Source organism: Cronobacter sakazakii (genome assembly GCF_000982825.1).
Classification (GTDB): domain Bacteria; phylum Pseudomonadota; class Gammaproteobacteria; order Enterobacterales; family Enterobacteriaceae; genus Cronobacter; species Cronobacter sakazakii.
In genome coordinates this window covers 3082335-3107745 of the sequence record NZ_CP011047.1, presented here as the reverse complement: position 1 = coordinate 3107745, position 25411 = coordinate 3082335, and the positions used below count along the sequence as shown (strand labels likewise).

32 protein-coding genes and 2 pseudogenes are annotated in these 25411 nt (G+C 57.0%); 16 read left to right on the top strand and 18 right to left on the bottom strand.

The features are described 5' to 3' along the window. Positions 1–145 precede the first annotated feature (145 nt). The 11 genes and pseudogenes from CSK29544_RS14805 to CSK29544_RS14755 form a co-directional block, all read right to left on the bottom strand. Positions 146–1612, bottom strand: a complete 1467-nt coding sequence (locus CSK29544_RS14805) for a hypothetical protein (RefSeq protein WP_007896111.1) — start codon at positions 1610–1612, stop codon at positions 146–148. Further along, positions 1605–2240 (bottom strand): terminase small subunit, encoded by a 636-nt coding sequence (locus CSK29544_RS14800; RefSeq protein ID WP_007896112.1) that lies wholly within the window; start codon positions 2238–2240, stop codon positions 1605–1607. Before CSK29544_RS14800 ends, CSK29544_RS14805 begins: the two co-directional genes overlap by 8 nt. Before the next feature lie 101 nt (positions 2241–2341). Further along, positions 2342–2680, bottom strand: a complete 339-nt coding sequence (locus tag CSK29544_RS14795) for a hypothetical protein (protein WP_007896115.1) — start codon at positions 2678–2680, stop codon at positions 2342–2344. After that, entirely contained in the window at positions 2680–3141 is a 462-nt protein-coding gene (locus CSK29544_RS23935) for a DUF551 domain-containing protein (protein WP_007896116.1), read from the bottom strand. Before CSK29544_RS23935 ends, CSK29544_RS14795 begins: the two co-directional genes overlap by 1 nt. Next, positions 3138–3449 (bottom strand): hypothetical protein, encoded by a 312-nt coding sequence (locus CSK29544_RS24700; RefSeq protein ID WP_007896118.1) that lies wholly within the window; start codon positions 3447–3449, stop codon positions 3138–3140. Before CSK29544_RS24700 ends, CSK29544_RS23935 begins: the two co-directional genes overlap by 4 nt. Next, on the bottom strand, positions 3446–3910 hold the full coding sequence (locus CSK29544_RS14780; RefSeq protein ID WP_007896119.1) for a hypothetical protein: 465 nt from the start codon (positions 3908–3910) through the stop codon (positions 3446–3448). The genes CSK29544_RS24700 and CSK29544_RS14780 overlap by 4 nt, the downstream gene beginning before the upstream one ends. A 36-nt stretch (positions 3911–3946) precedes the next feature. Then, positions 3947–4414: a crossover junction endodeoxyribonuclease RuvC gene (locus CSK29544_RS14775; RefSeq protein ID WP_023898675.1), complete on the bottom strand. Its 468-nt coding sequence runs from the start codon at positions 4412–4414 to the stop codon at positions 3947–3949. A gap of 114 nt (positions 4415–4528) precedes the next feature. Continuing rightward, positions 4529–4810, bottom strand: a pseudogene (locus CSK29544_RS24950) (DnaT-like ssDNA-binding domain-containing protein); the annotation flags it as partial. 523 nt (positions 4811–5333) lie between these two features. Continuing rightward, positions 5334–6413, bottom strand: coding sequence for a DNA cytosine methyltransferase (locus CSK29544_RS14765; protein WP_046623051.1), 1080 nt, complete (start codon positions 6411–6413; stop codon positions 5334–5336). Next, entirely contained in the window at positions 6410–6613 is a 204-nt protein-coding gene (locus CSK29544_RS14760; protein WP_007901938.1) for a hypothetical protein, read from the bottom strand. The genes CSK29544_RS14765 and CSK29544_RS14760 overlap by 4 nt, the downstream gene beginning before the upstream one ends. A gap of 148 nt (positions 6614–6761) precedes the next feature. Then, positions 6762–6992: a hypothetical protein gene (locus CSK29544_RS14755; protein ID WP_007761568.1), complete on the bottom strand. Its 231-nt coding sequence runs from the start codon at positions 6990–6992 to the stop codon at positions 6762–6764. Positions 6993–7146: 154 nt separating this feature from the next. On the opposite strand from CSK29544_RS14755, the gene CSK29544_RS14750 reads away from it, so the two are divergent. From CSK29544_RS14750 to CSK29544_RS14695, 12 genes are all read left to right on the top strand, one after another. After that, a complete protein-coding gene (locus tag CSK29544_RS14750; RefSeq protein ID WP_007901935.1) occupies positions 7147–7737 on the top strand; it encodes a helix-turn-helix transcriptional regulator in 591 nt (196 codons plus the stop codon). Between the two features lie 366 nt (positions 7738–8103). Then, positions 8104–8289 (top strand): hypothetical protein, encoded by a 186-nt coding sequence (locus tag CSK29544_RS14745; RefSeq protein ID WP_032976404.1) that lies wholly within the window; start codon positions 8104–8106, stop codon positions 8287–8289. Continuing rightward, positions 8290–9216, top strand: coding sequence for a coiled-coil domain-containing protein (locus CSK29544_RS14740; protein WP_029039392.1), 927 nt, complete (start codon positions 8290–8292; stop codon positions 9214–9216). Between the two features lie 8 nt (positions 9217–9224). Next, positions 9225–9527 (top strand): hypothetical protein, encoded by a 303-nt coding sequence (locus tag CSK29544_RS14735; RefSeq protein WP_007901924.1) that lies wholly within the window; start codon positions 9225–9227, stop codon positions 9525–9527. Further along, on the top strand, positions 9524–10345 hold the full coding sequence (locus tag CSK29544_RS14730; protein ID WP_007901921.1) for a PD-(D/E)XK nuclease-like domain-containing protein: 822 nt from the start codon (positions 9524–9526) through the stop codon (positions 10343–10345). Before CSK29544_RS14735 ends, CSK29544_RS14730 begins: the two co-directional genes overlap by 4 nt. Beyond that, a complete protein-coding gene (locus CSK29544_RS14725; protein WP_007901914.1) occupies positions 10342–11226 on the top strand; it encodes a RecT family recombinase in 885 nt (294 codons plus the stop codon). The genes CSK29544_RS14730 and CSK29544_RS14725 overlap by 4 nt, the downstream gene beginning before the upstream one ends. Positions 11227–11278: 52 nt before the next feature. Beyond that, positions 11279–11527 carry a helix-turn-helix transcriptional regulator gene (locus CSK29544_RS14720; RefSeq protein ID WP_007761581.1) on the top strand — a complete coding sequence of 83 codons (249 nt, stop codon included), beginning with the start codon at positions 11279–11281 and terminating at the stop codon, positions 11525–11527. A 112-nt stretch (positions 11528–11639) separates the two neighbouring features. Next, entirely contained in the window at positions 11640–11945 is a 306-nt protein-coding gene (locus CSK29544_RS14710; protein WP_007901913.1) for a PerC family transcriptional regulator, read from the top strand. Further along, on the top strand, positions 11942–12106 hold the full coding sequence (locus tag CSK29544_RS23120; RefSeq protein ID WP_007901910.1) for a DUF1317 family protein: 165 nt from the start codon (positions 11942–11944) through the stop codon (positions 12104–12106). Before CSK29544_RS14710 ends, CSK29544_RS23120 begins: the two co-directional genes overlap by 4 nt. Beyond that, a complete protein-coding gene (locus CSK29544_RS14705; protein ID WP_007901908.1) occupies positions 12103–12699 on the top strand; it encodes an MT-A70 family methyltransferase in 597 nt (198 codons plus the stop codon). The genes CSK29544_RS23120 and CSK29544_RS14705 overlap by 4 nt, the downstream gene beginning before the upstream one ends. Positions 12700–12853: 154 nt before the next feature. After that, positions 12854–13162: a DUF7740 domain-containing protein gene (locus tag CSK29544_RS14700; RefSeq protein WP_007901906.1), complete on the top strand. Its 309-nt coding sequence runs from the start codon at positions 12854–12856 to the stop codon at positions 13160–13162. Between the two features lie 65 nt (positions 13163–13227). Beyond that, positions 13228–13482 (top strand): hypothetical protein, encoded by a 255-nt coding sequence (locus CSK29544_RS14695; protein WP_029039391.1) that lies wholly within the window; start codon positions 13228–13230, stop codon positions 13480–13482. A gap of 14 nt (positions 13483–13496) precedes the next feature. On the opposite strand, the gene CSK29544_RS14690 is transcribed toward CSK29544_RS14695, so the two are convergent. The 3 genes and pseudogenes from CSK29544_RS14690 to tehB all read right to left on the bottom strand — a co-directional run bounded on the left by CSK29544_RS14690 (position 13497) and on the right by tehB (position 15955). Beyond that, positions 13497–14747 carry a tyrosine-type recombinase/integrase gene (locus CSK29544_RS14690; protein ID WP_007901903.1) on the bottom strand — a complete coding sequence of 417 codons (1251 nt, stop codon included), beginning with the start codon at positions 14745–14747 and terminating at the stop codon, positions 13497–13499. Positions 14748–14939: 192 nt separating this feature from the next. Beyond that, positions 14940–15146: pseudogene (locus CSK29544_RS14685) on the bottom strand (DUF3313 family protein); the annotation flags it as partial. Positions 15147–15361: 215 nt separating this feature from the next. Then, entirely contained in the window at positions 15362–15955 is a 594-nt protein-coding gene (gene tehB, locus CSK29544_RS14680; RefSeq protein ID WP_007901898.1) for a tellurite resistance methyltransferase TehB, read from the bottom strand. Between the two features lie 147 nt (positions 15956–16102). Here tehB and ydcK point away from each other — a divergent pair, with 147 nt between their 5' ends. Next, the gene (gene ydcK, locus CSK29544_RS14675; protein WP_007868036.1) at positions 16103–17083 is read left to right on the top strand and encodes a YdcK family protein; all 981 of its coding nucleotides are present in this window, start codon (positions 16103–16105) and stop codon (positions 17081–17083) included. Here the strand turns inward: ydcK and rimL are convergent. From rimL to hglS, 4 genes are all read right to left on the bottom strand, one after another. Next, positions 17080–17640 carry a 50S ribosomal protein L7/L12-serine acetyltransferase gene (gene rimL, locus CSK29544_RS14670; protein ID WP_007901887.1) on the bottom strand — a complete coding sequence of 187 codons (561 nt, stop codon included), beginning with the start codon at positions 17638–17640 and terminating at the stop codon, positions 17080–17082. The genes ydcK and rimL overlap by 4 nt on opposite strands. Before the next feature lie 153 nt (positions 17641–17793). After that, positions 17794–19449 (bottom strand): glucan biosynthesis protein D, encoded by a 1656-nt coding sequence (locus CSK29544_RS14665; RefSeq protein ID WP_029039390.1) that lies wholly within the window; start codon positions 19447–19449, stop codon positions 17794–17796. Positions 19450–20011: 562 nt separating this feature from the next. Then, the gene (locus CSK29544_RS14660; RefSeq protein WP_007901882.1) at positions 20012–21523 is read right to left on the bottom strand and encodes a carboxylesterase/lipase family protein; all 1512 of its coding nucleotides are present in this window, start codon (positions 21521–21523) and stop codon (positions 20012–20014) included. A gap of 44 nt (positions 21524–21567) precedes the next feature. After that, positions 21568–22911 (bottom strand): 2-oxoadipate dioxygenase/decarboxylase HglS, encoded by a 1344-nt coding sequence (hglS, locus tag CSK29544_RS14655; protein ID WP_007901881.1) that lies wholly within the window; start codon positions 22909–22911, stop codon positions 21568–21570. A 15-nt stretch (positions 22912–22926) separates the two neighbouring features. On the opposite strand from hglS, the gene CSK29544_RS23115 reads away from it, so the two are divergent. From CSK29544_RS23115 to CSK29544_RS14645, 3 genes are all read left to right on the top strand, one after another. Further along, positions 22927–23256, top strand: a complete 330-nt coding sequence (locus tag CSK29544_RS23115; RefSeq protein WP_012124681.1) for a hypothetical protein — start codon at positions 22927–22929, stop codon at positions 23254–23256. Positions 23257–23264: 8 nt separating this feature from the next. Continuing rightward, the gene (locus CSK29544_RS14650; protein ID WP_004385279.1) at positions 23265–24194 is read left to right on the top strand and encodes a LysR substrate-binding domain-containing protein; all 930 of its coding nucleotides are present in this window, start codon (positions 23265–23267) and stop codon (positions 24192–24194) included. A 113-nt stretch (positions 24195–24307) separates the two neighbouring features. Next, positions 24308–25375 (top strand): alkene reductase, encoded by a 1068-nt coding sequence (locus tag CSK29544_RS14645; RefSeq protein WP_007901877.1) that lies wholly within the window; start codon positions 24308–24310, stop codon positions 25373–25375. Positions 25376–25411: the final 36 nt, after the last annotated feature.

The window sequence follows — 25411 nt, the reverse complement described above, 5'->3', positions numbered from 1 at the left end:
CTGTGTGTAGTCGTTGGCGGTGGCAGTTGTGATAGTCCTTACTGACCACCGCCCTTTTTACACCAGGACGCCATCGCGATGGTTTCCCGCTGTAACAAGCCAACCCTCATTGCTTCCAGTTAGCCCGCCCCGTGCGGGCATTTTTTTATGCATACGGGTCATAGTCGCTGATGGTTCTGCCCTGCTGATGGCCGGGCAGATTCATCCGCTTTGAAACCGGGAATGCGAACGTCAGCGCCAGAGCGTCGCCGCAGCCAGGCGAGCGGCCGAGGCGCTCTTTGATATCCTCTTTTGGCTCTAGCACAATCTTGCCGTCGACGCGCACCTTGTACTCAACGGCTGACAAATCCTCCGCCGTCTCGCGTTCATCCAGCGCGCCGCCCAATTTCAGCCAGGTCTTAACGTTGTTGTACATCTCGCCGCGCTTATTCAGCATCTGCGGGTCAGTTGACTTGCCGCCGAATGGGATCAGCGTCCACGCGCGCCCCCAGCCGTCGCCAATAGACTTAAGGCCGGTGCCGTAGCCAAAGTCGATAAACACGGCGTCGGCGCGATACTGGTCCTCAAAGTCGGCGATACGCTTCGCCATAATCAGATCGTCGGTGGTCTTACTGCCGCGCCAGAGCAGCTTGCTGTGCAGCCCCTGTCGCAGATAGATAACCGCGTCGTCAGCTCCGGAGTATGCCGGGTCGACGCCAAGAATAACCGGTGCGTGCGCCACCTGCGCCTCGGTGACGATTCGCGTCAGCGCCTCTTCTGTCATGCCGGTCGGGATGAACTGCGTTTCTGATGCGTCCGGAAAGATGCCGCGCACGCGCACTTTGAAGAAGTCACTGTCTTCGCCGTAGTCGGCGGCCCACTTCTCGATCTGCGATTTGTTGGTGCCTTCGACGGTGCGGGAGTCGATCTGCTTGCACTTCCAGCGGTGCCGGTATTTTCGGAAACATTCGCGGAATCGCCCGGTGTTTCGCGTCGGGTTACCGAAAGCCACCCAGATAATTTCGGTGCCTTCGTCCGTCAGCGCGCCTTCTGCTACTTCCCACACCAGATCCGCGATATTGGAGGCTTCATCAAATACCAGGATGATCCGCTTGCCCTTGTTGTGCAGGCCCGCGAACGCCTCGGTGTTGTTCTCGCTCCACGGGATAGCGTCGGCGCGCCAGGCTTTAGTGTGGTTCGGGTCGTTGGAGTAAATCGCGGTGGCGGTGGCGGTGAACCAGTCTCGGGTGATGCTGAGTCGCTGCCACTTGGCGATTTCCGGCCAGGTCTTTGTGCGCAGCTGGTTCTCGGTGTTGGCCGTCACCACGATTTTGCAGTCTTCGCAGGTGTCCATGCCCCACTTGATCAGCATTGAGATGAACGCAGATTTGCCGATACCGTGGCCGGACGCGCGGGCAAGCATGAGCGGCTCGAAGCGCGTCGCCGGGTCGGAGAGGTGCCGGCCTATCTCGTCGAACGCTTCCGCCTGCCAGTCGCGCGGCCCTTCTGAATCTTCCAACTCTGAGCCTGGCTCACCCCACGGAAACGCGTAGAGCGCATACCCGAGCGGATCGTGCGTGAAGCTGGCGATATCTTCCACCAGCTGCGACTGGATATCGACGGCATCACTCATCGGCTTTCACCTTCTTCGCGCCATTCTTGCTGTTCGCGGCGCGCTGGCGGGCTTTCGCCATCTGGTCAGCCAGCGACAGGTTCACGTTGTGCTCATGGACTTCTTTGAACGCGTTAACGTCGACGTGCTTACCGATGAGCTCGAGGTTTTTCACCTTGTCGGGCCATTTCACCTTCTTCAGGATATGCTCGACATCCTCAACAGAGAGATCCGCCTCGCCATTCTCTTTTTGCAGAGAAGCCTGGGTCGTCTTAATGGTAGCGATATCCATAGCACTGAGAGAGGTACGCCAGACCTTCGGCCATTCAGCGATCGGCTTCATCCCGCCGTCATCGTTCAGGATATCCAGCACATCCATCTGGTCGATTTCCACCAGGCGAATCAGCACATAATCGGCGCTGACGCGCAGCCGCCTGTTGCGCTCTTCCATCAGCTCGGCGATGCGATCGCGGATACGGTCGTCTTTCATCATGCGCATGGCGGCGTTGTCATACGAAGAGAACCCGGCGCGCTTTGCGGCCTGGCCCTGCGCGTCCGGCGTTTTCACGTATTCCTGGCAGTAGCGTTCCTGCATATCCGTTAACGGTTTAAATTTGGTGGATTTTCGCTTTCCCGCGCCTTCGGCCATGATATCAACCTCAAAAACATTACCATAATGGTAATACTATCACACAAAAAGAAACCGCCGTAGAGGCGGTTAATTCGTTTCCGGTTCGATATCGTGACATGTCACACGGTTAATTTAAGCTCATGCCATCCGGCGGTAGTCCAGCACTGAGAATCACCCTGGCACGGGCAACTGTCGACCGGCAGCTCGTCGCCGCATTTCCCACAACTGCGTGCCTGCATTTCCGCGATTTGCTCCTGCAACCGGGCGTCATCCTGACGTATCAGCATCGTGATGTATTCGTTGAGCTCATACGGCTCTTTACCTGGTCGACGGGCGGCGCAGTTACGCGCCACCATGTCGAGCTCCTGCTGGTCCAGCACCAGCTCCAGTTTGCGTCCACCAGCGGCAGCCTGGCGGGCGCGCTGCGCTGCTTTGCGCTCTGCTGCGGATTTAGCCATCACCCCTCCTTGCCCGGCGCTTCCGGCAGCGGCATCCAGTGGGTAGCAGGAAGCTCGCGCCCAGAAACGACTGATGTGAAGTATCCGTAACTGGCTCCTGAGCGCTCCATTTCGCCAACATTCACACACCCATTATCTGCGGTTAAAACTATGTCACCAACTTCAGGTAACCGCTCGCTGCACGCTATCCACTCAGTCACAACCGGCGCGGGCGGTGCGGTGTAGAGCACTCGGCATCTGATACCGCGATCTAGCGCTTCATCGTAGAGGTATTTTTCAACGTCGTGCCAGTCCATGGCCTGCACCTGATAAACAGGCTCCGCCCGCTCCCGCAGCGCCAGCAGTGGGGTTGTGAGTTGCAGAACCTCATCCGGGTTCATGGTCATTTTCATGCCAGTGCTGGCAAACTCCGTCGCGGCGTCATGCAGCCACTGAATCTTTTCATTGCTTATTTCGCTCACGCTTCACCCCCTGTCTCAAGATTGATGCCCGCGGCGCGAGCCTCGTCCCAGGCTTTCATGTATTCCTGAATTTCTTCCCACGGCTCGCCAGCAGCAGCCAGGCCATCGATAACGCGTTGGCGCTCGTTATGTCGCTCACGAGCCTCCAGCTCAGCGATGCGCTTATGCGCGGCTTCCAGCGCATCTTTCAGCGCTTCATAATCGCTGTAAAAAACAAATTCCCCTTCCGGGTCGTTGTAGGAAATATCCTGACGTCCATAGCCGTCTACAGAATGTCGCGGCACCGCTTTCAGTTTTGCTGTGTTCATTCGGCACCGCCTTGACGCAGCTCGGCTGCGTAATCGCTGGCAATATTTACTGCCTCATCAAGTCCTATCATTTCGTCTTGACGGCAACTTACGATTGAATTGCTAATTTTCAGGCAAGCAGCATCAACAGCGCTGGCCCGCACTTCGCGCAGGAATGCGTCAGTGGCTGGAAGAACCATGACCGCAAGTTTACTGATGATTTTCTGCACTTCCGGAGGGCATTGGTCGTAATGCTCATCAGTAATGAATACGGCGTCGTTGTGAATGGCTTCAACGGCGTTAAGTTTATTAGCCAGTTCATCGCACTGCTTCGTCTTTTCGCGCAGCGCCGCGGTGGTCACGTCCAGTTGAGTCGCCATCTTGCTCAGCAGCTTCGCGATATCCAGCAGCGGCGTATTGCTGTCGAGGCACTTCGCCAGCTCATGACCCGCCTTCACTAACTCATTGTTTTCACTGTGCATAATTCACCCGTATTGATTTTTTAATCATCTGACAAATCAGGACTTAAGCATTAAGCCGTGTCGTGCGATCAGCAGCGCGTCGGCGATGGCCTGCCCTTTGGCTTTTGCATCCAGCGCGCGGAGTGCCGGGTACAGCTGAATTGCCCGGCTCCGCGCAGCGTCTTTGTCGCTGCCGATGAGGCCAGCGGCCTTTTTCCACGCCTGCGGCGTCACAAGCGTGTAGGGGATGTGAGCCCCCTGCAGAATCCCTTCGGCGATGCCTGCTGCATGCCCGAACGTGAACATGCTCGCGGTTCCCTGCCCCGGCATGGCGCCGACCTGCTCCAGATACGCATGGCTGATGCTCCACGACTGAAGCCAGGCCGCCAGCTGCGCGCCGTTAACCCTCGCCTTACTGCCGACTTTGATGGTCGGCATGTTCAGGTGCGCCACGTATTCGCCGGTTTCGTCTACAGCCACAAGCGCCCCGCTACAGCCGGGGTCAATCCCGATAATCACGCCCATGTTGGTTTCCTTGAGCCTTTACCTTAAAGGTAATACTGATACTTTTACGAATAGATTTCAAGCGATACAGATAAATAAAATTACCATTCTGGTAAACATATCACGCAACAAAAATCATCCCCTGAAGCCTGGAGGGATCTCGTCTTCCGGCTCTGGTATCGCGTTAACGTCTCTCCCGGCCCTGCCGTTAACTCGGTTCCGGCTCTGCTGCACACTGCGCGCCAGCTTCTGCTGCCATTGGGTGTGGTGGAACGCCTTCCCCTCTGCCTGCCAGTAGTCGATGAACGATGCCAGCTCCTGGGAAGTTACCTCTTTCGTCAGCGGGATTCCCCATATCGCGGCCTGCTTCCTGAAATCGGGGTCTGGCTTCCAGTCCGGCGATATCGCGAATTTACCCATCTGCCCCGATCCGCCTGGTGGCACGTAGCCATCCATCACAAAGTTTCCGGCGCCGGGGTCTGGCTCTTGCGATGTGGTTTTTCCTTGAAAGTTATCCACAGCTGAAAATTCTTCGCGCGCTATATGGGGGTTTTCCTTTCCCTGTTCCTTTCCATTCCTTTCCATTCCAGGCGGTAGCTGTACCGTACTACTACCGTACTCATACGGTATAGTGCATAAATCCTTGATTACACTCTTCTTTGCCTTGTTTATAACCTGATGCTTGAGAAAGTTATTCACAAGCCCGTAGATCTTCCCGTCTGCACCTGAAAAAAGACTGATATAACCCACGCTGGAAAGCTCCTGTAGCAGTACCGGAATGCTACCGGACTGCTCCCGTATCGGGAAAACAGCAGCCTTAACCAGCTTCGGATTTGCGTTGAAATAGCCTTCATCGTCGGCGTAATTGAGAAGCCCGATAGCCAGCAGACAGGCTGCTTCTGACACCTCTGACAGATCCTCATCAGTCCAGAACTCTGGCTTAATTGTGCGGATGCGCGCCATTTGCTACCCCCATGTAAGCACGAATAAATTCAGCAGCGGCTTGCGCGTTTATGGCGTTGCCGTAGCCCTTCAGGCGACCTCGCCTGTTGCGGCTTGCCATTCTTGCCAGTGCGGGCTGCACTCGTCCCATGCGTGCGGCAGCCCCATCAACCAGCGGGAATGTGCCGGGTTCAACTGGACGCCATTTGCCATCTCGACATAAGAGCCAGTCCGCATCTCGCCAAAAACCGTTAACCTCAAGGGCCCGCACAGACTCGCCGCCCATCCGATTTTGTTCGGGGTTTCTCGACCATCTCCGCTCATCTGCACTGTTGTTGCGTTGGTTATGTTGCTCACTTGGGGAGTTGGCCAACCCGCAAGAAGAACCGAGTCCGGTAGTTTCAGGCAGACTTTCGGCGATCCGTCCTGATTCTTCCCGCTGTAGCAATGGGTCGAGCCGGTCGCGTCGTTCGCTACTGGCGTCTGCCAGCCAGCCAACGTAACCGCAGTCTGGATGTTCAGGCCACCTTGTCTGCCGGTCGCTCCAGCGCCTGTCACAGAGGCTGCTGTTGGAGTTGGCCACCCAGAAAGCGCGCTCTCTGATGTGCGGCGCACCGATGCTCGCTGACGTAAACGGCGTAAGCCCAAAGGCGTAGTCCATTCCTTCCAGGTCTGATTGAACAAGGTCGAACCATGCGTTTGCGTTACCTGCTGCAACCTGTTCGCCAAAGACATGCTGAGGTTTGCACTGGCTAATGAGGTGGAAGAATGCGGGCCAAAGGTGCCGCTCGTCAGCAAACCCATCGCCTTTGCCTGCCGCGCTGAAAGGCTGGCACGGGCAGGATCCTGTCCATACTGGCTTATCGTCAGGCCATTCTGCGAGGCGGAGGGAATGAGACCAGACGCCGATACCGGCGAAGAAATGGCACTGCGTGAATCCTCGCAGGTCGTCAGGTGTGACATCTTCAATGCTCCTTTCGTCAACGTCGCCCGGCGCGATATGGCCGGCGGCTATCAGGTTGCGCAGCCACTGTGCTGCATACGGATCAATTTCGTTGTAATACGCGGCGGGAATCATGCTGCCTCCCGTGCCTTTCGGGCGGCTTTAAGCTTCTGTGAGCGCGCCTGAGCTGCGCGTTTAGCCCGCTCATTGTTGCACTGCACGCACTCGCCGCTGATGGTGTAGCGCTCGCTGTAATGGCCGTGGATGCATTTCCGGCCGGTGTAGAAGCGAGTAAGACCTTTATCCAGTGCTTCCGCCTGGGTGATACGCTCCATTTCGTCGCCCTCTTTGTTATTTATCTTTGGTAATTTTGCCTGAGCACACGAAAAGATCAACCGTAAACGGATAAATATTACCTTTATGGTATTTGCCGCATAAAAAAGGCCGCCATAAGGCAGCCTCTTTGCGTTTGTGGTGGGATAGTCAGCTGTAGAAGAACTGGACCAGGTCGTTTTTACTTGTCAGCCAACCGCGCTGCTTGCACGCTTTAAAAAGCTTTTCCATCCGTGCCTTAGTCGGCGTCTTACGGCGCCCGCAGTAGTGCGCAGCGATGTACCCGGCTGTCGTCCCGGCATCCAGAGCGAACGCCTCCCGGCCCGCCTGGTCCAGGCTCAGCCAGTGTTTCTTGAAATCAAATTTCTGCTCGATTGCCATAAATTTTTTTCTCACAGTATCTATTTACCTCAAGATTATTACCTTTTGGGTGTAAAAATCAAACATTATTACCTTTTTGGTGCATTTACCTTTTTGGTAATATCTCTTTTAATTTAATAAGTTAACAATCCAAAAAAGAGATAATTTAATAGAAATGAAAAGTATTCATGAGATACGGCGAGAAAATTTAAAGGAAATTCTGCGGCGTTATTTCGACGGCAAGCAGATCCGCCTGGCCGAGCGGCTGGAGATTCAGCAGAACCTGGTGTCCCGGTGGGAGAGCGGCGCGAAGAATATCGGCGATAAGGTCGCCCGACGCATTGAAGAAGCCGCGCGCGTTGAATCCCACTGGCTGGACGTCGATCACCAGCTGGCTAATATGCTGGAAAACCAGGAAAGCGACACAGGCCCGACAAACACCAGCGAGCTGGCCGCGAGCATCCTCAAAAAGTGGATGGATGCTGACGGGCTTTCTCAGCAGAAAGTGGCGGCTGCTTCCGGCGTCAGCCAGGCAACAATTAACCGCCTGCTGCGAAACGAGAGCAGCATCTCCGTCAATAATCTGGCAGCGATTGCAGAGTCGTTCGGGCGCCAGGCGTATGAAATGATCCTGCCGCCGGAAGCGCCGGGCCTTATCAGTTACGACCACAAACTGTACGCGGCGCTGCCGCAGCAGGAAAAAGACAAGATCCGCACGTTCATTGATTTCGTGATGTCTCAGAACCAAAACGATAAGCAGGCGTAAAACGCCGCGTTAGCACAACTACACACAGCCCAAATCCTCAAGAGCCGTTCAGGCCCAAAGAAGAATAGTTACCGTTTTGGTAATTTTTTCTCTCACTATCTATTGACTCTCTTTTAAAACCGGTTCAGTATTACCTTAAAGGTAAACATTGAGGCGGTAAAAACTCTCTGATTACCCATCACCGGACTCGTTCCGGGTTACCTATAACCAAAAGTATTACCAATTTGGTAAACATTTGAGGTGCGGAAATGCAGTGGAGAATCATAAACGGTTGGCACTGTGTGACGATTTCCGGGCTGATGAGCTGGAAATTCAGAACGCTGCGCGAGGCGGTCGAGTGGGCATTCATAACCAGGGAGGCCCGCAGTGTTGAAAGAGAAATGCGCGCCTGAGGCGACGGTAGATGTGAACGGCAGGCCGTACCGGGTTTACCGACAGGCAAATGGTTATGAATGGCGTTTCGTATCTGTCGACAAGCCGCGTGAAGGTTTCACGATGAACTTTGAGCAGATGGTGAAAGCGGGTTTCGAAAACATAACGGGGAAACAATAAATGTCTGAATTAACAGTTATTGAGGTTAAGCCTGAACAGGCACCAGTCATCTACGTACCTAACGGTCTTGATGCATTCATTAGCCAGATTCGCGCTTCTGTTAACGAGGTTCCTGACCTTAGCACAGCAAAAGGTCGTGCTCGCATTGCGTCTCTTGCAGCTTCGGTTTCCAGAAGCAAAACAGCAGTTGAAAAGCCTGGTCGTGATTACCTTCGTCACCTTAAGGAGCAGCCAAAGCTTGTTGAAGCTGAGTTACGTCGCTTCGTTTCTGAATGCGACAGCATCCGCGACGAGGTTCGCAAGCCTCTTACCGAATGGGAGGAAGAGCAGGCGCGAATTAAGGCTGAAGAAGAGGCTCGTGTAGCAGCAGAGGTGCTGGCTAAACAGGTCGAGGCAGATCACGAGATTGCCATCTTACTGGACAGGGAATTTGACCGTCAGCGTGAAGACGCGCGCCTGAAAATGGAGCAGGAAAAGCGTGAGCGTGAAGAGGCCATTAAACGTGATGCCGCTGAACAGGCAAAACGTGAAGCAGAAGCGAAAGCTATGGCAGAAATCGAAGCGGCAGCACGCCGTGAAGCTGAAGCAAAAGCTGCTGCCGAGCGTGCAGAGCGTGAACGTATCGAAGCGCAGAATCGCGCCGAGCAAGAAAAGAAAGAAGCATCTGAGCGAGCCGAGCTTGAAAAGCAGGCAGCAATCGATGCCGAACGCCGCCGAGCCGAAGAGGCAGAGCGCGCAAGGATCGCTGAAGAGCAACGCAAACGTGATGAAGAAGCACGTCGTGCGGCTGACAAAGAGCATCGCGGCGCAGTAAATCTCCAGGCTAAAGCTGATCTGGTTGCCGCTGGGATTCCTGACGATATTGCCGAGCAATGCATTAAGGCGATCGCCATGAAAAAAGTAACCGCCGTTTCTATCCGTTACTGAGGTGCGAAATGTCATACACCCTGATTGGTCGTATTAAAAAAATCATGGCCCAGTTCGACAGCAGCTACGAGATGAGCAAGCTGGTCGACGAGCGTCACGACGAGCTGGACGAAGCAGTTAAGGCCAGCGACATCGACAGCGCTATCCGCTCACGCATGGAGCAGATGGGCGTCCGCCTTGAAGTAATCGGCCTGGCAATGGAAAGCGTGGAGTACGAAGAGATCCTCGCGTCAATGACTCGCCAGCTAACCGGCGTCATTGCCCGCTACGACCTCGCCGACCAGATCGACAGCGCGAGGGATGCAGCGTGAAACCGGGCATCTACCGCGACATCCCAAACGAGGCTTACCACGCCGGTCCCGGCGTGAGTAAGTCGCAGCTCGACCTGGTCGCAATCAACCCGGCACTGCTGACATGGCAGAAAAATGCGCCGGTCGATACCGAAAAGCTCCAGGCGCTGGATATGGGAACCGCCCTGCACTGCCTGCTGTTGGAACCGGAAGAATTCGACAAACGCTTCATTGTAGCGCCGCAGTTCAACCGCCGCACTGACCTGGGAAAGAGCAAAGAAAAGGTTTTCCTTGCGGAAGCAGCAGAAAAAGGAATGACGGTCATGAGCGCCGAAGAAGGTCGGAAATTGCAGCTGATGCGCGATAGCGCGTTTGCTCACCCGGCGGCGCGGTGGCTGCTTGAACAGGAAGGCGATTGCGAAGCGTCGCACTACTGGATCGACGAAGAGACCGGCGAGCTCTGCCGCATCCGCCCTGATAAGCGTCTCGCGCAGTTCCCCGTGATGGCTGACGTGAAAAAGGTCAGTGACATGTCACGATTCGCGCGACACATCGACGAGTTCCGATATCACGTGCAGGACGCGATGTATTGCGAGGGAGCAAAGCAGACGACCGGGGAGCCGCACAGCTTCTTTTTCATCGCCGTCAGCGAGTCGATCGACTGCGGCCGCTATCCGGTTCGTGTATTCGAACTGGATGCTTACGACAAAGACGAAGGTTTTCGTCTGTTCCGGCGCGACCTGACCGCTTATCACCAGTACCGCACCAGCGACGAAGTCGGCGGTATTGAAACCATTAAACGCCCGGAATGGGCACGTAAACAGGACATGTACGCATGAGCAACGATATCACTTTAACCGCGCAGCCTGGCGCCACCGTTGGCACCGCTGCGGCGATTTTCAGCCCGGAAGGACTCAACCAACTGGTGCGCTTCGCTGACCTGATGGCGCAGAGCAAGGCGACCGTGCCTGCGCATCTGGCTGGTAAACCTGCTGACTGCCTGGCAGTGACAATGCAGGCGGCGCAGTGGGGCATGAATCCGTTTGCTGTGGCGCAGAAAACACACGTCGTTAACGGCGCCCTGGGCTATGAGGCGCAGCTGGTCAACGCTGTTGTCTCGTCATCCAGCCTGCTGGCTACTCGTTTGAATTACCGCTGGGATGGCGACTGGTCGAAAGTGAGCGGTAAGACAGACAAATCCCCCAACCTCACCGTAACCGTGTGGGCAACGCTCAAGGGCGAAACCGAACCGCGCGAGCTGACTATCAGCATGGCGCAGGCTGGCGTGCGCAACTCGCCAAACTGGGAAGTAGATCCGCGCCAGCAGCTGGCCTACCTCTGCACGAAGCGCTGGGCTCGTCTGCATGCGCCCGATGTGTTGCTCGGTGTTTACACCCCTGACGAGCTGGAAGAGAGCCGCCCGCGCGTTGAGCGCGATATCACGCCGCCGGCCGTCGACGCCCGCAGCGTGAACAGCCTGATTGGCAAGACAGCGCCGCAACAGGACGCGCCAGCGGCTCAGCACCGCCCGCGCAATGAGCGCACCCCTGACGAGCTGCTGGCTGGATTCACTGAATACGCTGGTAACGCGAGTGACGTGGCCGATCTTGATTCCACCTATGCAGCTGTTGCAAAGCGCCTGGCGAGCCATCAGGAGCATCTCGATAAAGCCACCGACGTTTATTCCTTGCGCCGCGAAGAAATGACCGCAGCGCAGTAATTGAAATCAAACGCGGCGCCCGGCGCGCCGCCACCTGCTAAGAGAGAAAAAAATGAAACGAGCATACGGAAAGAAAGAGCTGTTAGAGGTTGTCCCGCTGTCGATCAGCACTATCGATGCGCTGGAGAAAAAAGGCGAGTTCCCGAAGCGCTGGTACATCACTGACAAACGCTGCGCCTGGGATGCTGACGAGATCAGCGAATGGCTTGAAGAGCGTAAGGCCAAAAGCCCGTCGGTGTTCGGGGGAAAAAAGCCTCCCGTTGAGCAGAGAGTTTTCCGCCCGGTGAGCAGCGCTGCATGACGGCCATCACCCGGCACTGGCAAAAATGGTCAGGTCTGTACTGGTACCTGGCCGGTATCGCCGCATGGATGTACCTCATCGCGGCAATTTTCACTCAGGATGGATGGCTCAAATGAAATCGAAAACCCGGCTTGAGCGTTACCACGAAAATTACGTTACCCGCCGCCTGGGCCCGCAGGTGGCAACCTCTCCAGCCGCGCAGGCCATTGAGCAGAGAGCGCTGGAGCTGGAGGCTAAAGGCCTGTTCCGTGTTGCAGCGGGGCTCTGGCTGAAATGCCTGGATGCCGCCGTAGGCGACGTTGAGCGCCAGCGGATCGCCATGCGCCGCGAGCGCTGCATTACGCGCGGTTGCGCGCGCCGGGAGCATTACTGCGGCGTTAATGCGGGCCAGATAACAGATATGTGGGGGCTGCTATGACCAATTCGCACGATGATATTCAGGTCGGTAGCGTCCTGATGATGTACTCACCGGTTCGCCGCGGCTGGATTACTCCCGACGGCAGCGTAATCACCAACCCATTAAAAGCGCAGCGGATCGCCGAAGCGCTTCACAACCAGATTAAAAAGGCGGCAGCATGACCGGTAAATACACCCTGATTTATGCAGATCCGCCATGGTCATACCGAGACAAAGCGGCCGACGGCGACCGCGGCGCCGGGTTCAAATATCCCGTCATGGACGTGCAGGATATCTGCCGCCTTCCGGTCTGGGAGTTGGCAGCTGAAAACTGCTTGCTGGCTATGTGGTGGGTGCCGACGCAGCCGGTCGAAGCATTGAAGGTTGTCGAGGCGTGGGGATTCCGCCTGATGACCATGAAGGGCTTCACATGGAACAAATGCGGCAGCCGGCAGGCTGACAAGCTCGTAATGGGAATGGGTCATATGACGCGCGCCAACAGCGAAGACTGCCTGTTTGCCGTGCGCGGCAAGTTACCTGAGCGCATGAATGCCGGGATCATCCAGTCATTCACGGCGCCGCGCCTGGCGCACTCGCAGAAGCCGGACTGCGTGCGCGAAAAGTTGGTGCAGTTGCTGGGTGATGTGCGACGTATTGAGCTGTTCGCCCGCCAGTCTTCGCACGGGTTTGACGTGTGGGGCAATCAGTGCGAAGGCCCGGCGGTTCAGTTGCTGCCGGGCTGCGCAATCCCGGTCGTTAAATCGGTGGCAGCATGACGCGCGCTGATTGTGATCGCTATGAGCGAGAAAGCGTTATTCGCGCGCTGGGTGACTCCCGGCGCGGCCCTGGCGAGGACGCAGCGCAGCGTTTAATTCGGGGTATCGAGCGCCGCCGCGCGGTAGCAGATAAGGCAAAAAAGAAGGAAAAAGCATGAGCCAGAAGCACCATATCCAGCAGATGCAACAGCGTATTGACCCGGCCGTTTTGAAGAAAGCTTCTGATGAGTATTCCGACCTGCTCATCACCATGAGCCTGTGCATGAAACTGGCGGGCCCGACGCGCGCAAATGTCACAGCATGCGCCAGGGCACTTAAAACCCGCCTTACAACGTGGCACAGCCAGAAAGAGCTGGACGCCATTATCAAAGCGTGGGACCCGGTAGGCTACTTCCTGGGGCTGCGTCGCGAAGCAAACGAGGCTGCGGCCAGCTATGGGGAACAGGCGGACACATTCATCTGATAAATTGACAGACTGGGCCCATCATTTTACTGTATATGCATACAGTTATTATTTTGGCGATGGTTATGAGTAAGGATCTCGATTACCTCGTGATTTACCGCGGCGAAGAGCATCAAAGGATAACGCCTGGTAGATGGGTGCTGATTCAGCGCGCGCGGGAGTATGGCGGCGGGTGGTGGCTCGGGCGGGCGTACGACGATGTTTTCATGCTGGAGTTTGAACACCCCGGCTCCATGTCTGACGGGATCTCATACATCCTCTCCCACAACAGGATGCAAACTTTCTCGCTGTGGGATGAGGATTTTAAGTTAGAGCCATAACCCGCTACGGCGGGTTATTTTTCCTCCATCCATTTCTCGAACTTTGCCGGAGAAAAAGGCACCAGGTCGTAATGATCTCCGGCTTTCCAGTTATCCAGCATATCGGCCCACTGCTGCAACATATACTCTCGCTGGCGTGCATACTCCGCTTTGTTGTAAACCGCCCTCACCCCGCGCTGTTCATGCGCCAGTGCTTTCTCTATCCAGTCTGAGGGGTATCCAGCTTCGTGAAGCAACGTGCTGCCAGTACGGCGCAGATCGTGAATGGTGAAGTGAGATATCTTCTCGCCCGCTTTCGCAGCACGTTCGATGATATTTGGAAGCATGATGTTCAGCGCTGCGTTTGATAGCGGTCTGTCCAAGCGGTAACGGCCAGGCAGCAACAATTCGCTTCCGCAGCTATGGATCTTCATCTCTTTCATCAGTGAAATAGCCTGGCGGGAAAGATAAATCACGTGCGGTCGTGAACCCTTCATGCGCTGTGCCGGTATTGTCCATATCCTGCCATCAAGATTGACCTCATCCCAGTGCGCCAGCAATGCCTCACTTTTGCGCACCAGCGTTAAAGCAATTAGGCGAACAGCCAGCTTCATAGTTGCCATTGCCGTGGTGCCTTCAAGGGCGCGCAGAAATATCCCCATTTCTTCCGGAGATAAACTGCGCTCACGGGGCCTGAATGTCGCCAGCGTTTTTGGTTTGATGCCCTGTGCCGGATTAACAAATTGGTGTCCACGATCGTTTGCAAATCGGTATACGCTGTTCACCATTTCCAGAGCTTGTATCGCTGTGGCGTTACCTCCGCGCTCCAGAATGCGGTCGCACATTGACCTAACCATTGACGGCGTTATTTCTGCCATTACCTTCCGACCAAGCGCTGGAAGAATATCGCGCCGGATGATTGCCTCCTTCATCGCCCTGGTGCTTTCTGCCAGCGTCACATGCTGCATATATTTTTCGATGAACGAGGAAAAGGTTTCAGCGTCTTTGACTAATCGCTTTCCTTCTCTCTTTTGCGAAGCCGGGGATATACCGGCATTAACCAGCTTCTTTGCCGCAATAAGCTCGTCTCGCGCCTGAGCCAGTGTAATTCCGTCGGCACCGTATTTACCAATCGTGAGTGTTTCACGGCGGCCATTAATCCGGTAATCGTAACGGAAGGAGATAACACCTGTTTTGGTAACGGCAACGTAGAGACCATCGCGATCAGCAACTTTGTAAAGAGTATCGCGAGGTTTGAGGTTTTTCAGTTTGGTATCTGTGAGCACGGTATCCCTGCCATGATGACGGTATCGGAAACACTCAGAAGGTATACCCTAAAGGTAATACCGGCAACAATACCGTCAGAAAAGGCTGGATAGCATAAATAGATATTGGGTGGCAATGAGAGCTTAATGCAGGTGGAGCATGGGGTTTAGGTGAAGGAGTTAATAGAGGTTGTTAGACTATGAAAGGCAGTTAACCATCGAGTCATAATTATTCAGGTTAAAGCCCGGCGCGACCCAGCGCATCACCGGTTTGCCGGTCGATGACGTGGTTTTTTCAAGGCCCGAATAGTCTTTCAGGAAGCCGGAATATTGCTCGGGTTTGGTGGTGCTGGAGGAACAACCGGCAAGCAGCAATAGCGCCGCCACGCCGGAAGCTTTAAATACCGATGTGCTGTGCATAGAACGTTACCTGTGAGTGGATGAGCACTGAATTTATAGCAAACGGCTGTGCGAAAAGAGTAATAAAAACGGCAGGATAAGAGAAAAAAGCGATCCGGGACGTAAAATAGGATTAGAACAATAAATAAAATTGATACTAACAATAAAAATATATAAAAATCTTTATTTCATTAATGCGGAACCGCGCTACCGGCGGCTCCGTAAAAAATCTCACATTAACGTTTCTTCGCGAGCATCGTCGCAAAACGTAAGCGAATGCGGTTGCCGCTGGCGTCGGTTTTATGAAGCTGGCCGACATCTTCATTGTATTTAATTAACTCCCAGCCTTCGTAATAACGGCGCAGTTCCCCTTCGCGAAACGCGAACGGGAAACCGACGGTGCACGGATAATCGTCAGTATCCATCGCCGCGACAATCAGGTTATAACCGCCCGACGCGGTGCAGCGCTGCATATTATCGATAAGCCCGGGAATAGTGTCGCGCTCAAGAAACATCATCACCACGGTGGAGAGAATAAAGTCATACTCCCCGTCAAAACGCAGCGTATTTAAATCTTTCACCGCGATATGCAGATTATTAAGCCCTTCCGCCGCCGCGATGCGCTCAAGGTTGGCGATACTCGCCGGGTTTTTATCCCACGCGGTGACGTCAAACCCACGGGCGGCGAGAAAGAGACTGTTGCGCCCGTTGCCGCAGCCGAGATCCAGCGCGCGGCCCGGTTCGACATAATTCACGGCGTTTACGACATCAGAGTGCGTGGCCGTCAGGCCATATTTTTCAGTGAAATAGTTTTCATCACGAACGATCATGGGGGTTCCTTAAACGCTTTCTGCCGGCGATGCGGCAAAGATATATTCTGCATGCATTTTATAAAACTTCCCCGGTAAACGCTATCGCCTTCCCGGCGCGTAAAAATTTGCTACGGTTAATGAGGAGTCTCTGGCAAGGAAATTCTGATGAATAAATATCAGCTCAGCGAAGCCACGCGCGTCTTTCGCTATACCCGCCACGGCGAGCCCTGCACCGTCACGCTGCGCCAGCTTATCGCGCGGTGCGATTTCGCCGATGTCAGCGCCGGAACGCCCGGCGGCTGGGTGGAGAGCGAGGAGAACCTCAGCCAGCAGGGCTCTTGCTGGGTCTATGACCACAACAGCGTGGTGTTTGCGGGCGCGAAAGTTCGCGGCAATGCGCGCTTAAGCCAGACCTGCGTTGTTCATCATGACGCGGTCATTGGTGACGATGCCTGGATTGACGCCGCCGAAATCAGCGACGGCGCGCACGTCAGCGGCCGCGCGATGGTGCAGTGCTCGGTGGTGCGCGGCGAGTGCCATATTTTCGGTGACGCGCGGGTGATGCAAAACAGCCTGGTGGTCGGTGCGAAAGGCTTAACGGCAGACAGCGACAGCGCGCTGCATATTTACGGCAACGCCACGGTCAGCGCCTCGCGGGTGGTGCATCAGGCCCAGATTTACGGCCACGCGCTGGTGACGCACGCGTTTATCGAGCATCGCGCGCAGGTGTTTGAAAACGCGATCCTCGAAGGCAACGATGAGAACGACGTCTGGGTCTGCGACTGCGCGAAAATCCACGGCAACGCCCGGCTGGTGGCGGGCACGGAGGAGAACGCCTCGCCAACGGTGCGCTACAGCTCAGAAGTATCAGGCCACGCGGTGATTGAAGGCAACTGCCTGCTGGGGCATCACGTGCGGGTCGATGAATACGCGGTCATCACGGGCGGCCCGGTGCGGCTCGATAATCACGTGACCATCACCGGACGCGCGCGTATCCACGGCGACGTTATCCTCGAAGACAGCGTGACGGTAAACGATGATGTCACGATCGACGCGCCGCCAGGCGAGACCATCCGGCTGTGCGGCTTTAAAACGCTTCACGGCAACGAACATATTCAGCGCACGCCGCTGCCGGGGCTCGTTTAAGCGTCCGCGTCGATAATACGCGCGTAGATATGCTGATCGTGAAACTGGCCGTTCAGGTACTCGGCCTCTTTTAAACGCCCTTCCAGCGTAAAGCCGTTACGCTGTGCCACGCGGTTGCTCGCCGCGTTGGTGACGATACATTTAATGACAAACCGTCGTACTTCGCCCGTTTGCGCGTAATGCGCCATCATCGTTTGCAGCGCGTCAGAGATAATCCCCTGCCCCTGATGCCGCTCATCCAGCCAGTAGCCGATATAGGCCGTTTTGTTGGTCGGCTCTATCTGGTTAAACGACAGCACGCCCACCATCTCGCCATCCAGCAAAATCATAAACATTTTCGCGTAGCCGCGCTGGTGCAGCATGGCGTTGCTCTGAATGGTCTGGCGCGTGTCTTCGATTTTGGTGACGTACTGCGGCCAGTTCATCGCTTTTTGCAGCCAGGCTTTATTGCGCTGTACCAGTGCGAACAGCGACTCTGCGAACCGTTCATGAACGGCATGCAGCGCAAGATGTTCGTTAACGATAAGTATCTCGTCCTGAGAGGCGGCATTTGGCAAGGGAGTCTCCTTCTGATGAGTAAACCTCTACAGTTATCATAGCGGGCGATGTAAAAACACTGCCTGAATCGGCGGGCTTAACCGATTTTCCGTGGTTTCCTGCGCCTGAGCGCAAAAAAAAGCCCCGTCGAAACGGGGCTTGTGGAGAGCAGCTTAGCGCATCTGCCGGTCATCGACATATTTGCGTTTATCCGGCGCGGGCGGGAAATATTGCCACAGCCAGGTCTCGCTGATAGCCTCGCCCTGGCAGCGCAGGAACATGCGCATTTCGACCGGATCGACCGAGTCGGACGTCGGGTACCAGTCGAACTGGATGCGGTAGCCATCGAACGGTTCGACGTAGAGGATCTCCACCTGTTTCGCCTCGCCGCTGGAGAGCGTGATCACAGGCTCGATGCCGCGCGGCGCGGCGCCTTTGAGATCGCCGCCCACAAAATCCACGGCGACGCGGCGCGACCACTGCGTCGGGAAGTTTTCGCCCGGCGCCCAGCCTTCCGGGAAGCTGCCCATCCCGGTGCGGGTGGCGTAAACGCGCGCCAGCGGCGTGCGTACCGGGGCGTCGCCGCTCCAGTAGAGGCGATACTGGAAGTTAAGCTTATCCCCGGCGCGGATCGGTTTTTCCGGCTGCCAGAAGCAAACAATGTTATCGAGCGTTTCGCCGGTGGTCGGGATTTCCATCAGCGCAACGGTGCCTTTGCCCCAGCGGTTGCGCGGCTCCACCCACAGGCTCGGGCGCTTGTTATACCAGCCCATCACATCCTGATAGCTCTCGAATTTATGATCGGTCTGCAACAGGCCAAAGCCTTTCGGGTTTTCATCCGCGAAGGCGTTATATTGCAGGCGTTGCGGGTTATTGAGCGGGCGGCACACCCACTCGCCGTTGCCGCGCCACATCGCCAGGCGGTCGGAGTCGTGGATTTGCGGGTGAATGGTGTCGCACATGCGGCGCTCGTTGGTACCGCAACTGAACATACTGGTCATCGGCGCGATGCCGAGCTGTTTGATGTCTTTGCGCGCGAACAGGAAGTTTTCCACTTCCATAATCACCTGGCTTGATTCGCAGTGGATGATGAACTTATACGCGCCGGTCACGCTCGGGCTGTCCAGCAGCGCATAGGCGACAAACGTAGTGTCCTGCGCTTTCGGCGTTTCAAACCAGAAGGCGGTGAAATCCGGGAACTCTTCCGGCGTGTCGGTAAAGGTATCGACCGCCAGCCCACGCGCCGACAGCCCGTACTGGAAGGTGCTGTCTACCGCGCGGAAATAGCTCGCGCCAAGGAAGGAGACGATATCGCGACGCGCCAGCTCTGGCGCTTTAAACGCACGAAAACCAGCGAAGCCGAGATCGGTCTGCCCTTCCAGCTGGCGGGTATCGACGCCCGCGTCGTGGTAGTTAAAGAGTTCAGGGCGGAAATGCACTTCGCGGGCCTGGCGGGTCGCCGGATCGAGCGAGAACATCCGCACCCGGCGGCGAAAGCCCATGCCGACGTGGAAGAACTGCACGTCAAGCTGGCGGCCCTCGATGTTATTCCACAGCGAATGCCCGGCGTCATACTGAATACTGTTATAGGCCTGTGGGGTGAGCTTTGCGAGCGTATCGGACAGCGGTCGCGGCGCGCCGCCCCACGGTTTTTGCGCAAGCTCAGAGGCCATAGCCTGTAACACGCTGAAATCAAAGGCGCGCGTCTGGCCGTCCGCGATATCGGACTCCTGCGCCCAGGCGTTGCGGGAGAAAAGCGTGGCGAGACCTGGAGTGCCGCATGCCGCGGCGAGGGCCAACGAGGCCTTGATAAAACGTCTGCGGTTCATGCCTGAAAACCGTCCTTTTTTGTCGAGGTATTTCGCAAGGCCGAAGCCTGGCGGCGGCAAATGTTACAAGCAATATGACCGCTCACTCTAGACAAAATTCAGGATGAAGCCAACAGGCCGCTGAAAAATTAAATAATTTCTTATTTTTCAGCTTAATAGCTGCATAAAGCTGGGTAAATTTATGTCAGGCGTGGCGGTTCTGGTAGCCGTAAAATCAACGGGTTATTTTATGCGCACCCGCTAAAGCCGCGCGGCGCGGCGGGTTTCGGAGGGATTCGCGGGAACCATCACAAAAAACGATGACCCGCCATCTTGCCAGCCGCACCGGGACAGGATAGTTTCTGCCACGCAGAGACTGGCGGCGTCGCGCCGTTCAGGCCCCTGTATATGCCTATAATATTCCTCCCTGTGGGAGGGGCCGACACCAGCACGATACAAAACCGTCGGCCAACACCATAATTTTAATGATGATAGCTCACGGTGGCCCGGCTTCGCCGGGTTCTCTTTCGGGAAACACCACTATGGCCCCACGCCCCCGCGCGGGGTTTTGTTTTTTACGTCCTTAATCCAGCGTCACGTGGTAGCGCATCACCCGCTTAAAGAGCGCGAGACGCGCGCGCATAAAGCGGTTTTCCAGCCGCCACCCCGCCTTTTTATCAAGCCCGATACGCAGCAGGCGGTCGCGACCGCGTACGCAGGCAAGCCAGCGCACCGGGCCGTCGAGCGCCTGGCTTTGCGCGCTGGCGTGTTTTGCAAAGCTGACCCAGTAATCCGCCACTTGTCCTGCGAAAGCGCGATCCGCCGCCGTGGCGTAGTTTTTAAGCGGCTCTACCTGGTCCAGATTATCAAACACATACGGCACTTCATTGCCGTGCCACGCGCCGTTGGCGAACGTCTCGCGCTCGCCTTCGGCCACATAATCAAACCAGTAGCGCCAGCACGGCACGCCGCGTCGGCTCTGCGCCTGCATCACCACAAAGCCGAGCGTGGTAAACGCCATATCGCGACAGACCTGTCGCCCCAGTTCGCGGTCGCCGCGAACGCCCGGGTACAGCAGCCGGATAAGCCCGAGCCCGAAACGCCGCTCGCGGCGCAGCTTGCGGATCTGCTCTTCCAGATTGACGCCGAAATAGGCCAGCACGCTGGCTTCATCGCTGTTACTGCCGACCATCACCGGCATCGGATGCTGGCGCGCCGCGAAGAAGGTCTCCAGCATCGGCTCCGGCAGTACGATATCGCCCGCAATCGGCGCAGGCCCGGTGACATACGGCGCGCTGAGCGGCCAGAAGGCATCGGCGGGCAGCGCGCGCAAATCGGCGGCTGTGGGGTTATCAAGCCCGAGATGGCGGCTGAGCGCCGCGCCATTAATGAGCGCTTTACGGCGCGGGATATCCGGTAGCGTATAGCCGCTCTGAACGATCGCTTTATGGAACAGCCCTTTCGCAAGCGGTGAGGCCATCAGCGACAGCACGCTGCGCGCGCCCGCGGATTCCCCGAATAACGTGACATTGTCACAGTCTCCGCCAAAAGCAGCGATGTTTTCCTGCACCCAGCGCAGCGCGGCGATTTGATCGAGCAGCGCAAAGTTATAAACCGGCCCGGCGGGATCGTCGCCTTCGAGCGCCGGATGGGCGAAAAACCCGAGATGCCCGAGCCGGTAATTAATCGTTACCAGCACCACGCCGCGACGCGTCAGCGCCTGGCCGTCATACGGCGGCAGACTGCCCGCGCCGAGCGTAAATCCGCCGCCGTGCAGCCAGACCATCACCGGCAGCGGCGTCTCGCGCGCCACCGGTGCCCAGACGTTGAGATAAAGACAATCTTCGCTGAACGCGCCCGGATCGCCCCCGGCAAGCTCGCGGCAAAACCCGGCGTTCTGCCAGCTGGCGGCGGAAAAGGCGGTCGCGTCGCGCACGCCCTGCCAGGCGGTTAGCGGCTGCGGCGCGCGCCAGCGGCGCTCTCCCACCGGCGGCGCGGCATACGGAATGCCCCGCCACACGGCGATATCATTTTCAGTAAGCCCACGCACGTCGCCGTGCGTGGTGGTGACAATCGGCATATCCAGGTTGCGCATTACGGCTTCCTTTTTTTAATGGCAATCCTGGGAGCGTAGCCGTTTCAGAGCAGACCGCAACGTCGTTTGCTGCGATCTTCCGCCTCCTGATAGAGCGCGAACTCATCCAGCACCGGGCAGCCGAGCGCCGCTTCAAAGGTGTCGCGGCTGGCGTTGCCGTGGCGGCGCGCCCGCGCATCCTCGCCGAGATTAGACTGGAAAATTCCCGCCGCGCTGACCGGCAGAAAATCTTCATAGATAATCGGCTGCGCCACCAGCCAGCCGCGCTCGATGAGCGTCTGCGGATCGTCGCCGGGGCGAATGGCGTGACGGTGCGTTTCGCCCACCGGCGTCAGGCGGTAGCGGAAATAGGCCAGCCCCTGACGGCGCAGCAGCGTGTCGCTGTCCGGGAAGCGGCTGAACGCCTCCTGCAAACGTAACTGATGCGTGAGGTTATCCTTCCCGCTGCCCGCCGCCGCCAGCAGTTCGTCATAAAGCGCGCGGCCTTTGGGCGTCAGCGCCATACCGCGCTGTTCGATCTCACCAAAGCGCGCGGTGTGCGTGCCGGGGCTGTCGCCGCCAAAGCGAATCGGCTCTTCCAGCGCTTTAAAGCTGGTCTGGCGCAGCAGAATAGGAAATTCGCGGCGCGGCGGGCCTTCAATCACGGCTTTCGGCTCAATGCCATACTCCGGCATTAACGCCTGCACTCGGTCGATATCCAGCGTGCGCGGCGTCAGGTGGTTGATGTGACAACCGCGAAAGCAGACCACATCGGCAATTAACCGGTGTTCATCATGAAGCGCCTGATAGGTAGCGGCGTCCACCGTCGCATGGCTGTGCCAGCGGAACGTTTCCAGCGCTTCGCGCACAAATTCCTGCGCCTGGTCGGCGTTAAACTCGCCCTGCTCGTCGTAAATGTTCAGCAGCTCATAGCAGCGGCGCGTAAAGATATCGCGCCGGGCGAGCACGGCGGCGGCGCGCTTACGCAGCTTTTCATCTTCGATAAGCTCAAGGCGCAGCAGCGAGGTGAAAATACGAAACGGATTTCGCGCCAGCGCCACGTCATCCACCGGGCGAAACGCCGTGGAGTGCACCGGCACGCCCGCCTGAGAGAGATCGTAATAGCTGACCGGGTACATCCCCATAATGGCGAAAATGCGTCGAAGCGTCGCCAGCTCCTCAGCGGTGCCGACGCGAATCGCGCCGTGGCGCTCGACGTTCAGCCTCGCCAGCTCATCGGCGTTGGCGAGCTGCTCATGCAGCTGCGGGTGGCTTTCCAGTACCGCCAGATTCACGTCGGCCACCAGTTCCAGCAGCGTGCCATACTGCGGCACTTCTTGCTGATACCTGGCCGACATGGCCTGCGAAAAATGTTCCCGAATCTCATCTGCCGTGATGCTGTTCGCCATGGTGTCGTGCCTCCAGTGAATATTGCTGAGATTGTAGAGAATCGCGGCAGTTTCAGCGGTGAAGAATTCACAATTTGTGATCCAAAACGTAACAAGGCATCCGCCGCTGCACGCCAGGCAAAACGCGCGACAAAACAAACGGGAACGGCGGTTTTAACCCGTCCGCCTTGCGCCGTCTGGTTTACCGGCCGTCATATGAAAATCCTCTGGCGATCCGCACGTTACGGTTTGCGCTTTTCACCGGACGATGATGTTGCATATTTATCTGTTTTGTTAATATTATTTTGCTATCAGGTTATCAAAATTAAACAACTTACCTTGTCACGGCTCCCGCTCTGTTTTTAACATCAGCTATGGAAAAAAACGGTTTGTTCTCCCAGCGCATTCGCTTGCGCCACTTGCACACTTTCGTCGCCGTCGCTCAGCAGGGAACCCTCGGGCGCGCGGCTGAAACCCTTAATCTTAGCCAGCCAGCGCTATCTAAAACACTCAACGAGCTGGAGCAACTCACCGGCGCGCGGCTGTTTGAACGTGGACGCCTCGGCGCGCAGCTGACGCTGCCAGGCGAGCAGTTTCTGACGCATGCGCTGAAAATCCTCGATGCCCTTAATCACGCAGGCCAGGCGCTCAACCGCAAGCCGGACGAAGGCTGCGATGTGGTGCGCGTCGGCGCGCTGCCGACCGCCGCGCTCGGCGTACTGCCTGCAGTGATTGGCCCGTTCCACAAGCAGCAGAGCGATATCACGCTGCAGGTGGCCATTATGAATAACACCATGCTGCTGGCGGGCCTGAAATCGGGCGAGCTGGATATCGGCGTGGGCCGGATGTCCGATCCGGAACTGATGAACGGGCTGAATTACGAGCTGCTGTTTATGGAATCTCTGAAGCTGGTGGTGCGCCCCGGACACCCGCTGTTACAGGATACCGTTACCCTGAGCCGCGTGATGGAGTGGCCGGTGGTGGTCTCGCCGAAAGGCACCGTGCCGCGCGACAACGCGGAAACGCTGCTGGCAAGCCAGGGTTGCCAGCTCCCGGCCACCTGTATCGAAACGCTCTCGGCGTCGCTCTCGCGCCAGCTGACCGTCGATTACAACTACGTCTGGTTTGTGCCGTCGGGCGCGGTGAAAGAAGATTTACGCCAGGGAACGCTGACGGCGCTGCCCATTGCCATTCCCGGCCCCGGCGAGCCTATCGGCATTCTGACGCGCGTCGACGCCCCGCTCTCTCAGGGCGCGCGGGCGCTGCTGTCGTCGATTCGTAAATCGATGCTCAACGGCGGCTGAACGCGCGCCGGGGAATACGTTAGCGTGAAAAGTAATAAGCCCCGAGGCTTGCCATCCGGCGCGTGATATCGTTTAAATGACAGACACGCCTTTATCCTGACGGGAGTTCTGTTATGTCAACGCTGTTAGAACCGGTAAACATCGGCGCGCTGGAATTAAAAAACCGCGTCGTGATGGCACCGCTGACGCGCATGCGCGCAGTGAATGACCGCACGCCGGGCGAAATCGTCAAAACGTATTACACACAGCGCGCCAGCGCCGGGCTTATCTTCACCGAAGCCACTTCCGTGACGCCGCAGGGCGTCGGCTACCCGAATACGCCGGGGATCTGGTCGGAAAAACAGGTCAGCGCGTGGCGTGAAATCGTCGATGCGGTACACCAGGCGGGCGGCAAAATGGTGCTGCAACTCTGGCACGTGGGCCGGGTCTCCGACCCGGTCTTTCTCAACGGTGAGAAGCCCGTCGCCCCGAGCGCTATCGCCCCGGAAGGCCACGTGACGACGGTGCGCCCGAAACGCCCTTACGACACCCCGCGCGCGCTGGAAACCCATGAAATTCCGGGCATCGTGGAAGATTTTCGCCGGGCGGCGATCAACGCCAAACGCGCAGGCTTTGACGGCGTGGAAATTCATGCGGCGAACGGCTATCTGTTCGATCAGTTCCTGCATGATGGCTCCAACCAGCGTACCGATCAATACGGCGGCAGCATTGAAAACCGCGCCCGCTTCCTGCTGGAAACGGTGGACGCGCTGCTGACCGAATGGCCCGCCGACCGCGTCGGAGTGCACCTCAACCTGATGTCTAACTCCTATTCAATGCACGATTCCAACCCGGTGGCGATGTTCGGCTACGTGCTGGAGCAACTGAACGCGCGCCGTCTGGCGTTTATCTTCTCGCGCGAGGCGCTGGATACGCCCAACCGCGTCGGCCCGCAGATCCGCCATAAATTCACCGGCGCGTGGATTGCCAACGAAGGGTTAACCAAAGAGAGCGCCGAGGCGGTGATCGCGAGCGGCGAAGCGGATGCGGCGGCGTTCGGCAAGCTCTATATCGCAAACCCCGATCTGGTGGAGCGGTTTCGCAGAAACGGGCCTTATAACCCGCTTAACGACGCGACCATTTACGCCGAAGGCGCGACGGGCTATACCGACTATCCGTTCCTCGATGACAGCGCGCAGTAAAAAACAAACCACTTCTTCAGGGCGCTACGGCGCCCT

Bases quoted from the DNA above. Each gene is read 5' to 3' on its own strand.
- CSK29544_RS14805 (WP_007896111.1), bottom strand. From the start codon at position 1,612: ATGAGTGATGCCGTCGATATCCAGTCGCAGCTGGTGGAAGATATCGCC.
- CSK29544_RS14800 (WP_007896112.1), bottom strand. From the start codon at position 2,240: ATGGCCGAAGGCGCGGGAAAGCGAAAATCCACCAAATTTAAACCGTTA.
- CSK29544_RS14795 (WP_007896115.1), bottom strand. From the start codon at position 2,680: ATGGCTAAATCCGCAGCAGAGCGCAAAGCAGCGCAGCGCGCCCGCCAG.
- CSK29544_RS24700 (WP_007896118.1), bottom strand. From the start codon at position 3,449: ATGAACACAGCAAAACTGAAAGCGGTGCCGCGACATTCTGTAGACGGC.
- CSK29544_RS14780 (WP_007896119.1), bottom strand. From the start codon at position 3,910: ATGCACAGTGAAAACAATGAGTTAGTGAAGGCGGGTCATGAGCTGGCG.
- CSK29544_RS14775 (WP_023898675.1), bottom strand. From the start codon at position 4,414: ATGGGCGTGATTATCGGGATTGACCCCGGCTGTAGCGGGGCGCTTGTG.
- CSK29544_RS14765 (WP_046623051.1), bottom strand. From the start codon at position 6,413: ATGATTCCCGCCGCGTATTACAACGAAATTGATCCGTATGCAGCACAG.
- CSK29544_RS14760 (WP_007901938.1), bottom strand. From the start codon at position 6,613: ATGGAGCGTATCACCCAGGCGGAAGCACTGGATAAAGGTCTTACTCGC.
- CSK29544_RS14755 (WP_007761568.1), bottom strand. From the start codon at position 6,992: ATGGCAATCGAGCAGAAATTTGATTTCAAGAAACACTGGCTGAGCCTG.
- CSK29544_RS14750 (WP_007901935.1), top strand. From the start codon at position 7,147: ATGAAAAGTATTCATGAGATACGGCGAGAAAATTTAAAGGAAATTCTG.
- CSK29544_RS14740 (WP_029039392.1), top strand. From the start codon at position 8,290: ATGTCTGAATTAACAGTTATTGAGGTTAAGCCTGAACAGGCACCAGTC.
- CSK29544_RS14735 (WP_007901924.1), top strand. From the start codon at position 9,225: ATGTCATACACCCTGATTGGTCGTATTAAAAAAATCATGGCCCAGTTC.
- CSK29544_RS14725 (WP_007901914.1), top strand. From the start codon at position 10,342: ATGAGCAACGATATCACTTTAACCGCGCAGCCTGGCGCCACCGTTGGC.
- CSK29544_RS14720 (WP_007761581.1), top strand. From the start codon at position 11,279: ATGAAACGAGCATACGGAAAGAAAGAGCTGTTAGAGGTTGTCCCGCTG.
- CSK29544_RS14710 (WP_007901913.1), top strand. From the start codon at position 11,640: ATGAAATCGAAAACCCGGCTTGAGCGTTACCACGAAAATTACGTTACC.
- CSK29544_RS23120 (WP_007901910.1), top strand. From the start codon at position 11,942: ATGACCAATTCGCACGATGATATTCAGGTCGGTAGCGTCCTGATGATG.
- CSK29544_RS14705 (WP_007901908.1), top strand. From the start codon at position 12,103: ATGACCGGTAAATACACCCTGATTTATGCAGATCCGCCATGGTCATAC.
- CSK29544_RS14700 (WP_007901906.1), top strand. From the start codon at position 12,854: ATGAGCCAGAAGCACCATATCCAGCAGATGCAACAGCGTATTGACCCG.
- CSK29544_RS14695 (WP_029039391.1), top strand. From the start codon at position 13,228: ATGAGTAAGGATCTCGATTACCTCGTGATTTACCGCGGCGAAGAGCAT.
- tehB (WP_007901898.1), bottom strand. From the start codon at position 15,955: ATGATCGTTCGTGATGAAAACTATTTCACTGAAAAATATGGCCTGACG.
- ydcK (WP_007868036.1), top strand. From the start codon at position 16,103: ATGAATAAATATCAGCTCAGCGAAGCCACGCGCGTCTTTCGCTATACC.
- CSK29544_RS14665 (WP_029039390.1), bottom strand. From the start codon at position 19,449: ATGAACCGCAGACGTTTTATCAAGGCCTCGTTGGCCCTCGCCGCGGCA.
- CSK29544_RS14660 (WP_007901882.1), bottom strand. From the start codon at position 21,523: ATGCGCAACCTGGATATGCCGATTGTCACCACCACGCACGGCGACGTG.
- hglS (WP_007901881.1), bottom strand. From the start codon at position 22,911: ATGGCGAACAGCATCACGGCAGATGAGATTCGGGAACATTTTTCGCAG.
- CSK29544_RS14650 (WP_004385279.1), top strand. From the start codon at position 23,265: ATGGAAAAAAACGGTTTGTTCTCCCAGCGCATTCGCTTGCGCCACTTG.
- CSK29544_RS14645 (WP_007901877.1), top strand. From the start codon at position 24,308: ATGTCAACGCTGTTAGAACCGGTAAACATCGGCGCGCTGGAATTAAAA.